This window comes from Stenotrophomonas sp. P5_A9, from assembly GCF_056400525.1.
This window is the reverse complement of sequence record NZ_JBFULC010000034.1, coordinates 1-13,101: the sequence shown is the minus strand read 5'-3', so window position 1 is coordinate 13,101 and position 13,101 is coordinate 1. Positions and strand designations below refer to the sequence as shown.

The 13,101-nt window shown below is 64.3% G+C and carries 10 protein-coding genes; 8 read left to right on the top strand and 2 right to left on the bottom strand.

What is annotated here, in order from left to right:
- Nucleotides 1–2 precede the first annotated feature (2 nt).
- The 8 genes from AC1DR7_RS12260 to AC1DR7_RS12225 all read left to right on the top strand — a co-directional run bounded on the left by AC1DR7_RS12260 (nt 3) and on the right by AC1DR7_RS12225 (nt 10,417).
- The gene (locus tag AC1DR7_RS12260; protein ID WP_457319617.1) at nt 3–734 is read left to right on the top strand and encodes an SDR family oxidoreductase; all 732 of its coding nucleotides are present in this window, start codon (nt 3–5) and stop codon (nt 732–734) included.
- A 1-nt stretch (nt 735) separates the two neighbouring features.
- Nucleotides 736–3,036 carry a hypothetical protein gene (locus tag AC1DR7_RS12255; protein ID WP_457319618.1) on the top strand — a complete coding sequence of 767 codons (2,301 nt, stop codon included), beginning with the start codon at nt 736–738 and terminating at the stop codon, nt 3,034–3,036.
- A gap of 69 nt (nt 3,037–3,105) precedes the next feature.
- A complete protein-coding gene (locus AC1DR7_RS12250) occupies nt 3,106–4,398 on the top strand; it encodes an NAD(P)/FAD-dependent oxidoreductase (RefSeq protein ID WP_457319619.1) in 1,293 nt (430 codons plus the stop codon).
- A gap of 237 nt (nt 4,399–4,635) precedes the next feature.
- Nucleotides 4,636–5,304 carry a class I SAM-dependent methyltransferase gene (locus AC1DR7_RS12245; RefSeq protein ID WP_478051432.1) on the top strand — a complete coding sequence of 223 codons (669 nt, stop codon included), beginning with the start codon at nt 4,636–4,638 and terminating at the stop codon, nt 5,302–5,304.
- A gap of 32 nt (nt 5,305–5,336) precedes the next feature.
- On the top strand, nt 5,337–6,281 hold the full coding sequence (locus AC1DR7_RS12240; RefSeq protein ID WP_478052595.1) for an NAD-dependent epimerase/dehydratase family protein: 945 nt from the start codon (nt 5,337–5,339) through the stop codon (nt 6,279–6,281).
- A 77-nt stretch (nt 6,282–6,358) separates the two neighbouring features.
- The gene (locus AC1DR7_RS12235; protein ID WP_478076502.1) at nt 6,359–8,266 is read left to right on the top strand and encodes a hypothetical protein; all 1,908 of its coding nucleotides are present in this window, start codon (nt 6,359–6,361) and stop codon (nt 8,264–8,266) included.
- Nucleotides 8,267–8,294: 28 nt separating this feature from the next.
- Complete coding sequence (locus AC1DR7_RS12230; RefSeq protein ID WP_457321047.1) at nt 8,295–8,705, top strand: GtrA family protein; 411 nt, start codon at nt 8,295–8,297, stop codon at nt 8,703–8,705.
- Nucleotides 8,702–10,417: a hypothetical protein gene (locus AC1DR7_RS12225; protein WP_478051684.1), complete on the top strand. Its 1,716-nt coding sequence runs from the start codon at nt 8,702–8,704 to the stop codon at nt 10,415–10,417. The genes AC1DR7_RS12230 and AC1DR7_RS12225 overlap by 4 nt, the downstream gene beginning before the upstream one ends.
- A 95-nt stretch (nt 10,418–10,512) precedes the next feature.
- Here the strand turns inward: AC1DR7_RS12225 and AC1DR7_RS12220 are convergent, their stop codons facing one another.
- Together AC1DR7_RS12220 and AC1DR7_RS12215 are read right to left on the bottom strand one after the other, a co-directional pair.
- Nucleotides 10,513–11,505 carry a glycosyltransferase family 2 protein gene (locus AC1DR7_RS12220; protein WP_457318211.1) on the bottom strand — a complete coding sequence of 331 codons (993 nt, stop codon included), beginning with the start codon at nt 11,503–11,505 and terminating at the stop codon, nt 10,513–10,515.
- Nucleotides 11,506–11,529: 24 nt separating this feature from the next.
- Nucleotides 11,530–13,101, bottom strand: a 1,572-nt coding sequence (locus AC1DR7_RS12215; RefSeq protein WP_478076501.1) for a hypothetical protein, incomplete at its 5' end; no start/stop codon positions are given.

Below are 13,101 nucleotides of genomic sequence, written 5' to 3'. Positions count from 1 at the left end.
GCATGCAAAAGGTTCTGATCATCGGCGCCACCTCCGCCATCGCTGAAGCGGTGGCCCGGCTGTATGCCACCCGCGCCAGCACGATTTTCCTGGTCGGCCGCAACGCGAACCGCCTGGACGCCATCGCCGCCGACCTGCGCGTGCGCGGTGCCCACCAGGTGGACGCCTATGCGCTTGACGTCAACGACCTGGCCGGTCACGCCGCCATGCTCGACGCCGCCTGGGCGGCCAGCGGTGGTATCGATACGGTGCTGATCGCCCACGGCACCCTGCCCGACCAGGCCGCCTGCGACCAGTCGGTCGATCTGGCGATGCGTGAGTTCATCACCAACGGCACCTCCACCATCGCGCTGTGCACGGCACTGGCCCAGCGCCTGTCGGCCGGCAGCAACCTGGCGGTGATCTCCTCGGTCGCCGGTGACCGCGGCCGTGCCAGCAACTACCTGTACGGCAGCGCCAAGGCGGCGGTCACCGCGTTCCTGAGCGGGCAAGGCCAGCGCCTGGGCAAGCTGGGCATCAACGTGCTGACCATCAAGCCCGGCTTCGTCGATACCCCGATGACGCAGGCCTTCAAGAAGGGCGCGTTGTGGGCCTCGGCCGACAAGGTCGCGCAGGGCATCGTGCGCGCCTCCGACCGGCGGCGCGCGGTGGCCTACCTGCCGGGTTTCTGGTGGGCGATCATGATGGTGATCAAGAACATTCCTGAGTTTGTCTTCCGCAAGATCTCGCTCTGACATGACTGCACTGCACAACAGGGGAGGCACCGGCGCGGCCGCCGATGCCGATGCCGATGGACGTGGCGTGTCGCGGGCCAGGATCAAAAATATGCTCGGCGCGCGCTGCCTGGTCCTGCTGATCTGCGTATTGATGCTGGCCGGCTGCAACACACCGACGGATCCTGCGCGGGCGATGCAGGGTGGCTGCTCGCCATCGACCTTCCCCTTTTTGCCAGTTGATGCGTCCGTCGAAGGACGCATCACCCGCTGCGATGGTGGCGATGACTGGACCGGCAGGATCCAGACCCAGCCTTATCCTGCCGGTACCCGGCATATCGACGTGATGCTCACCGGCTACCCGTCTGTCCACGGCATCAACCTGAGCGCGGTCGGTCAATCCGGCAGAACCGCCCCCATCCTGTCGCTGCCCACTCCTCGGGAAAGCTGGCAGCGCGTGAATCTCACCATCCCCGAGGACGTGTCACGGGAAGCATTCAGCGTGGTGCTTGAGGATCACGCAACCGGCATGTACGGATGGGCCGGGTTGGGGGCATCCACCGTCACGCTCGCAGACACGTTCAAGCAGGGCCTGCTTCCGTTGCTGCTGGCGGTGCTGTTGGGCAATGCGTGGCTGACCGTGTTGTCGTTCTGCCTGCCGCGCGTCGGCACACCTCGCGAACGGGCGCTCACGGGGCTGCTTGCCGCAGGGTGCATCTGGCTGCTGGTGTTCATCGCCTTCGTCGGATCGGCCGCGCTCGGCAGTGTGGTATCCGCCGTGGCAGTGCTACTTCCGTTTGCATGGGCCCTGCGGACCGGACGGCGCCCTGGCCGCACGTTCGGCGAGCTTGCAGGGATCCAGAAGGAACTGCTGCCGGTGTTGCTGCTGGCGCTGCTGGTGCTGTGGATCGGCCTGTTCCCGTTCCATGGCAATGGCATGCCAAACGCAGAAGGCGCCAGCCGATGGCGCCCGCTCCCGATCGACGCGTGGCTGCCCATGCTGTTTGGCGACATGCTCGCGCAGGGCCGGCTCGATGTTCCGATGATCGGCGACTGGCTGAGCAGCGACCGCCCCCCGCTGCAGGCCGGCCTGTACCTGATGGTGCGCGACACCTGGCCCCAGGCCCATGGCTTGGTCTACCAGGGTATCTCGACCTGGGCGCAGACCCTGTTCCTGCTTCCGCTGGCGGCCCTGCTGGATCGTTTCGCCGGCAGATCGGTTCGAACGCTCACCCTGTTTGCGCTGTGCCTGTCCGCACTGGTACTGGTCAACGCCTTGTTTGTCTGGCCCAAACTGCTCGCAGCGGCGTTCTGCCTCATCTACTACGGCGCCCTTTTCCCAGCTGGTGGGATGCCGCGACGTTGGGGCCAGGCCGGTATCGCGGCTGCAATGGCGATGCTGTCCCACGGGGGCGCCCTGTTCTTCCTCGCCGGCGCCTCGCTGATGCAACTGGCATGGTACCGACGCGCGGGCCTGGTCATGCTGACCCGCACCGGTGCTGTCGCCCTGGCAGGTTATCTGCCCTGGATCGCCTACCAGCGTTTCATCGATCCTCCCGGTGATCGTCTCATCAAATGGCATTTCGCCGGCAAGGTGCCACCCGGCACCGAAAGCGCGCTGCATGCGCTGGTCGATGCCTACTCACACCTGACGCCTTCGCAGTGGCTGCATGCGCGGCTGCAGGACATCATGATCATCACCCGTGGCGCGCTCAGTGCACCCGTGGATGCGCTCTCAGTCATGGTGAACAACAGCGCGTCCGCCACTGCATCGTTCATCGAAGTCAGCTTCTTCCACCTGTTCTATTCGATGTGGTTCGCCTCGCCCTTGCTGCTTCCGCCCTGCCTGGCAGCGCTGTATTGGCGCAGCCGGGCACGCGGGGTGCGCGATCCTGCCCTCACTGAACTGCTGAAGATCCTCGCCACGGTGCTACTGGTCCTGGTGTTCTGGATGGTGGCGATGTTTGACGCCGGGGCCACCTCCATCCATCAAGGTGCCTATGCCGGCGGACTGCTGATGCAGGCAGCGATCCTGGTCGCCCTCGCACGCACCAGCAAGGTGTTGTTCTACGTCGTTGGGCTGGCCAGCATTGCCGTGGCACTGAGGGCCTATGCCCTGGATCGGGCGTTCCTGCCAGGCATGCAGATCGGCTATCTCGTAGGGACGGTGGCGTTGTGCGGCGGGCTGCTGGCGGCCCTCTGGCGCACGGCCAGCCCATACAGCCCGCCCTTGCACGCACCACACACCGCCGCCGAGGTCGAGCGCCCGCCGCGCAGTCTGCACGCCCAGACAGGCACAGAACTGGAACACGCTGGAACCTGATCGACCGCCGCGCTGGAGCTGAAATGTGCTGCAGCGCCGAACAAACAGCAACGAACGGACATGACCTCAATGAGCAAATTCGCCATCATCGGTAGTGGCCCCATGGGCCTCATGGCAGCCTTGGAGCTGCTCAAGCGCGGCCACCAGGTCGACATCTTCGAGCGCGACGACCGCATTGGCGGCATGTCCGCGGATTTCGATTTCGACGGCCTGCGCATCGAGCGCTATTACCACTTCATCTGCAAGACCGACTATCCGCTGTTCAAGCTGCTGGATGAAATGCAGCTGTCCGACCGCCTGCACTGGACGGACACCAAGATGGGCTACTACTACGAAGGCAAGCTGCACAAATGGGGCACCCCGTTCGCGTTGCTCGGCTTCCCGCACCTGGGCCTGATCGACAAGGTCCGCTATGCCCTGCACGTGATGCATACCAAGGGCATCCAGGACTGGACCGCGCTGGACAAGGAAAACGCGCGCGACTGGATCACCCGCTGGATCGGGCCAAAGGCCTACAAGGTGATGTGGGAGAAGGCCTTCGCGCTGAAGTTCTTCGAGTACCAGAACGACCTGTCGGCCTCCTGGATTGGTACCCGCATCAAGCGCGTGGCCCTGTCGCGGCGCAATCTTTTCAATGAAAGCATGGGCTACCTGGACGGTGGTTCGGCCGTGCTGCTGCAGAAGATGGCGGCGCACGTGCAGAAACTCGGCGGCCGGATTCTGCTGTCCCAGCCCATCGAGGAAGTCGCCTCGACCGACGGCAAGGTCACCGGCATCGTCACCCGGGACGGACACATCGCGTACGACCGCGTGGTGTCGACCGCGCCGATCCAGTATGTGCCCAAGCTCGTTCCGGGCCTGCCGGCCGCGTTTGCCGCACAGGTCGGCGCGATCGAGAACATCCCGGTGGCCTGCGTCATCCTCAAGCTCTCCAAGCCGGTGAGTGAGAACTTCTGGATGAACATCAGCGATGAGCGGATCACCATCCCGGGGCTGATCGAGTACAGCAACCTCAACCCGGGCAATGGGCCGGGCGAGCACATCGTCTATGCCCCGTACTACATGCCCAAAACCCACCCCAAGTGGCAGTGGAGCAACCAGCAGCTTATCGACGAGGTGATCAGCTACCTGCCGATGATCAACCCGGCGTTCAAGCCGGAATGGATCCGGGCCACCCATTGCCACCGTTATGAGTACGCCCAGACCATCTGCCCGCCGGGGTTCCAGGACATGCTGCCGCCCATGAAGACGCCAGTGGAAGGCTTCTTCATGGCCGACACGGCCTACTACTACCCAGAGGACCGTTCCATCAACGAGAGCATCGCGGTCGGCACCCGGTTGGCGGAAGTGGCCAGCGCCTGATCGAACCCCCATTCATTTTGGGGCGGGGGACGCACTGCGTCAGCCCGTCCTCTTGACCTACCATGCTCTCCAAAGGGCTGACAAAACGCATACGGAAGATGCACGCGCGCACAGCCGTTACCGCCCCGTGGCGGGCCGGATGCGCCAGGGTGCCTGCATCCAGAGCGCTTCGCTCCAGCTTGATGTGGACTTGATCCGCTTTTCCTTTCGCCTTCCCCCTTCCCAGGAACATGTCCGATGCCCGATATCGACCAGGATCTCGACGTCCTCTACCGCCACCGGTTCTCGCCCCAGGAACTTGCGAGCAAGAACCGCATCTGGCAGGTGCTGTGCGGCCAGTATTTCAGCCGCTTCGTCAGTCCCAATGAGACCGTGGTCGACATCGGTGCCGGCTATTGCGAGTTCATCAACAACATTCCGGCCGCGCAAAAGATTGCCGTGGACCTGAATCCGGACGTGCGCAAGTTCGCTGCCGACGGTATCCGCATCATCAACGAATCCTGCACGGCGGTGAGCTCCATCCCCAGCGGCAGCGTCGATGCGGTGTTCATGAGCAACTTCCTTGAACACCTGCCAAGCAAGGACCTGGTCCTGCAGACGCTGCGCGAGAGCGCACGCATGCTTCGCCCCGGCGGCCGCGTGATCATTCTGCAGCCGAACATCCGCTTCCTGTACGACGAGTACTGGGACTACTTCGATCACCACACCGCGCTCAGCGATCGCAGCCTGGTCGAAGGCGTCCTGATGGCTGGGTTGGATCCCAAGGTCGTCGTACCCAGGTTCCTTCCCTACACCACCAAGAGCCGGCTGCCGCAGGCGCCGTGGCTGGTGTCGCTGTACCTGCGTATCCCATTGGCGTGGCGCTTCCTCGGCAAACAGGCCCTGGTCGTGGCGTACAAGCGCTGATCCCGTTCTCCCAACATTTCCAGAGTTCGTCCATGGCAAACAAGAATGACAAGATCGTCTTGACCGGCGCCGCAGGCCTGGTGGGGCAGAACCTCATCGTCGAATTGAAGCAGCAGGGGTATTCCCAGCTGGTGGCGATCGACAAACATGAGCACAACCTCGCGATCCTGCGCCGCCTGCATCCGGACGTGACAACCATCCTGGCTGACTTGGCCGAACCGGGCGAGTGGGCCGACGCCTTTGCCGGCGCCCGCGTGGTGGTGCAGTTGCATGCCCAGATCACCGGCAAATTCCGCGCCCTGTTCGATCGCAACAACCTGCAGGCGACCGAACGCGTGCTTGCCGCGTGCGACCAGCACCGGGTACCGTTCATGGTTCATATCAGTTCTTCGGTGGTCAACTCGGTGGCCACCGACGACTACACCGAAACCAAGAAGTTGCAGGAAGCCCAAGTACGCGCCAGCAGCATCGCGCACTGCGTGCTTCGCCCCACCCTGATGTTCGGCTGGTTCGATCCCAAGCACCTGGGCTGGTTGTCGCGTTTCATGGCCCGCACGCCCGTCTTCCCGATCCCGGGCGACGGCCGCTTCATGCGCCAGCCGCTGTACGAGCGCGACTTCTGCCGTTGTATCGCCCAGTGCATCGCGCGCGAGCCTACCGGCGAAACCTACGACATCGTCGGCGCCACGCGGGTGGACTATGTGGACATCATCCGCACCATCAAGAAGGTCAAGAACCTGCGGACGGTGATCGTGCACATCCCCATCGGCTTCTTTGCTTTCCTGCTGCGGGTGTACAGCGTCTTCAGCAGCAAGCCTCCGTTTACCGCGGACCAGCTCAAGGCGCTGTCGGCCGGGGACGACTTCAAGGGGGTCGATACCGAGGCCATCTTCGGCGTGGCCCAGACGCCGTTTGAAGAAGCGATCCGTGAGAGCTACTGCGACCCGCGCTACAGCTCCATCGTCCTCAAGCGCTGAGCCTTCGCGCACCCTTGAGGGGGTGTCTGCCTGGTGGGGCGTCCATCTCATCCATGTAATGCACGAAACCAACACGAATGAACAACATGCGAGTCGAACGTCTGGCCGCTGCGCTTGGCAGCAATCAAACCGCCGTCGTCCGGCTTCTGCTGCTGCTGGCTGCGATCGTCGTCGCCAGCATAGGACTGGCGGACGATGGCTATCGCGGCAGCATCACTGGTGGGTGTTCGCAGGCCTACTCCCACTTCCTGAAGCAATCCACGTCCGCCTCGCCCAGGGCCATCACATTCTGCGACCAGCAGAATGCCGATCTGGCCGACCTCGTCGTCGGCCCGATAACGCCCGGCACGCGATCGATGACGGTGGACATCGCCGGCTACGGTGATACTCCCGGGATCAGCGCCGCATTGATTGGGGCGGACGGGCACCGCGAGGCGGTCGTACTGCCACGAGCCGGCGATCGATGGGYGCGCTGGACCATCGACGTGCCTGCGACACTGCAGGCGCAGGAAAGCCGTTTGGTCGTCAGCGACCAGACCAAAGAGGGTTTCGGCTGGATCGGCGTGGGCATTGCCGGCGGATTCGGTGGATGGCCTCCGGTGAGCATCACGCTGGTACTGCTGGCGATCCTCTACCCGTGGCTCTCTCGGCTTGGCGGCTCGGTAGCGCCGGGGACCGAACGGGAAGTTCGCAGTCGTAGACGATCGGTCCTGACAGCAATCTGCATCTCGGTTGCGACGCTTGCGGCGATGATGCTGCGAAGACCATCACAGTGGAGCCATCCCTACGTGTGGGTCGAAGACGGCAAGGAGCTGTTGCCGCACTTCCTTGAGTACGGCTGGGCGACATTCTTCCACCCGGTGGCCGGCTACATCCTGATTCCCAACAAGCTGATCAACGCGCTTGCGGTGACGATTTCCTTCCGGTGGCTGCCGGAGATCAGCCTTGGCCTGGCTGCGCTGGTTACCGTCGCAGTTATGGTCATCCTTGCCGTTGCACCGACGCGTCTGCGCGGCGCGTGGGCATGCGCGCTGGCGGTGCTGGCCGTCCCGACAGACCCTGAAGTGTTCACGACCTCGGCCTACGTGCTGTGGTGGGCAGCATTCCTCGTTGTAATCCCGTTGTTCTGGGATGAACGTCGTGCGCCCTCCCTGCGCTGGCGCATGCCGATGTTGGTGATCGGCGCATTTTCCTCGCCGCTGATCGTCATGATGGCACCGCTGTATGGTCTGCGCGCGCTGCTGCTTCGCCAACGCAACGAGTGGTGGATGCTGCTGGCGGCCGGGACTTCGGCAGCGGTGCAGGCCGCGTTGGTGCTGTACAACCCGATTGCGTCGGAAGCCCATCGTACCCTGCCGGGCATCCAGCCCCTGCTTGAGCGGTTCATGGGGCATTTCCTCTACTGGCATCCGGAAAACAGCCAGCCGGCGCTATTTGCAGGACTCGGGGCGGCTCTTGCTCTGGTCATCGCCCTGGCTGCCTGGGCGCAGAGGCGGCAGGGGTCGGATGTGCTGGCCGGCCTTGTCGCCTGCTTCGTCCTGTCCGTGGCGGCCGCCGCGGCCCGGGTACCCATCGATCCGCTGGACCCCTTCACTGCCGGACCGCGTTACTTCTTCTATCCCTATGTATTCCTCGCCTGGATACTGATCCAATTGGCGTTCAATGCACGCGGGCCGGGACGTGTGCTGTTCGTGCTGCTTCTGCTGGCGCCCCTGCACCAGACCGTGCTCTACGGCCGGCTCACGCACGCCCCGCTGGACTGGCGCGCGGAGATTCGACGCTGCACGTCCGGCCAGGCCAGCGAGGGGCCTGCCGTGCATTGGACGGGCAGGATGGAGAACCTCTGGTATGCGCCCTTGTCGGCGTCCCAGTGCCGACATCTGGTCGAGAAGAGCCTTTTCGACAACCGCCTGACACCGGCAGATCTACCCGGGCAGCCGCACACGCCCAATGTCCCCCCAACATCCACGGAGAACTCCCGATGACCTTTCCTGAACGCGGCGACGCCACGCCATGATCGATCGGCGTTTCATGTTGTTCGTTGTCGCCAGCGGCCTTGCGGCGGTGGCGAACTTTGGTTCGCGCATTGCCTTCAGCCATGTGATGGGCTACGCCTGGTCCATCGTGCTTGCCTACCTCGTCGGCATGGCCACGGCCTTCGCGCTCAATCGTGCATTCGTCTTCAAGGACGCAGACAGGCCCTTGGGCCATCAGGTGTTCTGGTTCGTAGCGGTGAACATGCTCGCCCTGCTGCAGACGTTGCTGATCAGCCTGCTGTTCACCCACTACGTCTTCCCCAGGCTGGGCATGACCTTCCACCCTGAGACGATCGCGCATGCGCTGGGCATCGCGGCGCCGGCGATTGTGAGCTACTTCGGCCACAAGCACCTCACCTTCAAGAAGACCAAGGAACCACGTCAATGACGACGTCACCGTCTGCCGCTTCCCGACGCGGCGTGCTCGGCTACCTCGCGGACAATCCCGCGTTCTGTGCAGGCCTCGCACTCGCGCTGGCCTTTGCGGTGCTTGGCATCATCGCCGGTGCGCGTGCGCATAGTCCCGTGCCGTTCTGGGACATGTGGGATGGCTCGCTGGGCTTCTACATGCATCAGCAGATCGATGCATCGGCATGGTGGGCACAGCACAACGAGCATCGCATCGTGCTGGCCCGTGCATTGTTCTTCCTGGACCTCAAGTATTTTGGGGGCCAGGCGGTCTTCCTGTTGATCGTCAATTACCTGCTGGCCGCGGTGATGTTCGGCCTGTTGGCTTGGTGCGCATCGCGCATTGCCACGCCAGTCACCACCAGCATGAAGATCACCATGGCGGTGATCCTGGGCCTGGCTTTTCTCTGGACCCAGGAGAACAACCTCACCTGGGGCTTCCAGAGCCAGTTCTTCCTTGCCCAGCTGTTGCCGCTGGTGGGCCTGGTGTTGCTATGGAAGTCCAGTCTCCCTGGCCAACGGCGGCACTGGTGGTTTGCCGCAAGCCTGGGCGTGGGCGTGCTCGCCGCCGGCAGCATGGCCAATGGCGTCGTCGCCTCCTGGCTGATCTTCGCCGGCTGCGTGATAGGCCGTCAGGGCTGGCGCCGCAGCGGCTTGGCCCTACTGGTCGCCATCGCCGTTTGCGCACTCTATTTCCATGGCTACGTGTCGCCGAGCAAGGACTCGTTGGCGGTCACCCTGGGCCGCCAGCCGCGCGGCGTGCTGTGGTTCCTGTTTGCCTACCTGGGCAGCCCGTTCGCACACCTGGTGCCCGACGCGGCGCCCAATGTCCGTCTGGCCGCTGCATGTGGCGGCTTGATCACGGTACTGGCCGCGTTGCTTGGCGGGGCCGCGTTGCTGCGGCGCCGCGTCTCGGTGGATATGGAACTGGTCATCGGGCTGTTCCTGGCCTACCTCGGGGCCTCGGCATTCGCGGTCGCCACCAGCCGGATCGTTTTCGGGCTGGAGAGTGCCGTTGCCAGCCGCTACACGACGCCGGCCCTGCTCATCATCGGCTGCGTGCTGGCGCTGGGCGTGGCCCGCCTGTCGACGCGCTTTGCCTGGGCGCGCGGTCACTGGGCCAGCGTGCTGCTCATCATTCCGTTGGTCTTCGTGCCCTTGCAATGGAACGCGCTCAAGCACAATCCACTCGCTGATTTCGAGCGGGTCGTCGCCGCGATGGCGCTGGAGATGGGAGCCCGCGATGACGAACAGCTGATGTGGACGTATCCCGATTCACCACGCGTGCTGCAGATCGCGCACGAGGCGGCCGCACAGGACCTGTCCATCTTCGCCAGTCCTTGGATCCACGATGCCTCCGAGAGCATTGGCACGGTCTACGCTGATGCGCCTGCGGCAGGCTGCGGCGTGGTGCCCCCGGTCACCACGGACCTGCCTCAGTCCCAAGGGTGGACACGCCTGCAGGGCGGCCTGGTGGACGAACGACTGGGACACAGCCTGAGCACGCTGTACCTGCTGGACGCACAGGACCGGATCATCGGCCGCGGTATCCTGGCAGTCCCCGAGAGGGGCGCCGACAGCAAGGACTACGGCGCGCCCTTCAAACTCTATGCGCCGCGCTCGGCGCTGGCGCCGGGCCCGATGAAGATCGTGCTTCCCGGCATCTGCAGCGGCGCCTTCAACTACCAGTAGGGGAGGCGCCACGACGGGTCGGGTCAGTGGGTGCAATCAACGGCACCCACTCCGCATCGGCCGAAGGGGCGTAGCCCCTTCGGGGCCGGTACGACTCAGCGCAGCGGAATGAGCGATCCGTGCAAAGCACGGCGTGGCACGGCGGCGATGTCATAGCCGATGAAGGCCAGCAGGAACTGCAGGCCGCTGACCAGCGCAATTGCCGGCAGGACGACCGTCCCCACTGGCGAGGGCAGGTCCTGCGAAGCCGCCTGCCACCAGTGCCAGCCGCCGTAGGTGGCGCCACCGACCAACAGGATGGCGGCGGCGACCAGTTCAAACGAGGCGATCGACAGGTCACGCAGGTAATAGTTGTAGGCAATGCGCTTGAGTAGATTGCGCAGGTGCTTGACCGCGAACTCGCCCAGCACCTTGCCGATGCTCAGGTTGCTTTGTTCGTCGCCATAACGCGCGTCCATCGGCACGTCGGCCACCACCGCACGCATGGTGTTGAGCCGGAACAGCACATCGGTTTCGAAGAAATAGCGTTTGCTGATGACCTCCACCGGCAGCCGCTCGGCCACGCGCGCGTGGATGGCGGTGTAGCCGTTGGTCGGATCGAAAGTGTCCCAGTAGCCGGTCGAGGCTTTGGCCAGGAACGACAGACCGAGATTACCCACCCGTCGGATCCAGGGCATTTGTCGGATCTGGGTGAGATCCCAGAAGCGGTTGCCCTTGGTGTAATCGGCGTCGCCGCGAAGGATGGGATTGACGAAGTGCGGCAGCAGCAGCGGATCCATCTGGCCATCGCCGTCGATCTTGACCATGACATCCATGCCATCGGCCACCGCCTGCGCATAGCCGCTGAGCACGGCCGCGCCCACGCCCCCGTTTTCGGCCCGGCGAACCACCCGCACCCGCGCGTCGGTGTTCTGGCGCTCAATCAGGTCTGCGGACGACTCCGGGCATGCGTCATCGACGCAGTAGATGGCGGTTACTTCCGGTCCGATTGCCGCGATCACCCCGAGGATGTGCCGGGTCACTTTGTAGCAAGGAATGACCACGGCGACGCGCGGCGGATGGACGGAAGTGACTGGCAGGGAACTCATCGGCGTGTCTCGGCGGATCATCGGTCAGGGCAGGATACGGTAGAACACGATGCCATCCGGGCCCTCGGACACCTCACTGCCCCAGATGCCCAGGTCGCGATAGCTCAGCGAACAGTACTCCCGGTCGAACAGCGGTGCGCGGGCACTGCCGCGGGTGGCAATGATGTGGGTAATGCCCTGCCGACGCAGCAGCGCGCGCGCGTCGGCACGCGATGCGTGGCAGAACGCGGCGTCCAGGTCATGGGCCTGCAAGGAGTAGCCACTGCCCAGGCGCACGTTGAATAGGTAGTCGCGCGCGCCAAACGGCAGGTAGGAGGCGATTTCACCCGCCGGCAGCACCCAGTCTTCGCGGCCGTTGAGCACTTTGCTGTAGGCAGGCGCCAGGACCACGGCGTCCTTGGGCAGCCGAGCCTCGGCAGCTCGGAACTGACGCACCTTCTTCTCGGTGACCGGCAGCGTCCAGCCCATGCTCTTCGGTGGCGGGCCCTGGACATCGATCTTGCGGAAGGCGAACGTGCAGGCGAGCAGGACCAGTAATACCGCCCAACCCGCCCAACGCGGCGCCGCGTCGGCCGCAGCCGGCGCGCCGCGCAGGGAGCGTAGCGCATCCCAGCCGAGCACGGCGGTGGCGCACAGCAGCAGCCAGTGGATCGGCACGCTGTACATGGCCAGCAGGTCCACGTAGCGCTGGGTATAGGTGCTGAGCAGACTGGCCTGCAAGGTCTCGTGGCCCAGCACAAGCGAGATGATGTTGGACGAGCGCAGCGCGATCACCACGGCCAGCAACGCACCTACCTGCAACACGAACAGCAGCACGAAGCCATTACGCTGTGGCTGTCTGCGCGGCAGCAGCACCATGAAGGCCAGGCTTAGCAGCAGCGATAGGACCGCAGCCACACGCGTCGCCCAGAGCAGCTTTGCACTGAATATCTGTGCGGCCGCAGGCAATCCCTGGTCCCATAGCGCCGGCTGCGGACCGTACCAGAGTTCCCAGCGCAGCACTTCCCACACGCGCGCGAGGCCGCCGCTGGCCGAGCTGATGTCGTGCGAGGTCTCCAGCACGCGCAAGCCGAGGGTGTTCTCGACAAACTGATGAACAGTAGGACTTACTTCAGCGAGCAGTTGGAGGTAGTACGGATCGCATGCCAGCAACAGGCCGCCCAGCAGGCCGCCGGCAAGCATCCCAAGCGCCGGCCGCCCCAGCCGCCCGCCTACGCTGCCGGTCTTCCACCACGGCACCAGCATCACCACCGCAAACAGCGGCACGGCATAACTGGCATAGCCGATGACCAGTGACGGATTGAGTTTTGCCGCCATCGCACCGGCAAACGCAAACAACGTCCATGCCAACAGCTGGGTCGCGCGTGCAGGTACCAGCCAGCACAGCACGGCGCACAAGGTCGGCGCGAGCAACACGCCGAATGCTGCCAGCCGCCCGGTACTGTTGAGGTCCGGCATTGGATACAGGTACGACGTGCCGCGCACCATTACGTAGCACCACAGCAACGACACCAACGCTGCGAAGGCGGTCTGCAACCGCAGATCGACCAGGCTCCGGCGCAACCAGCACCCGGTCAGCTCGAACAGTGCAAACAG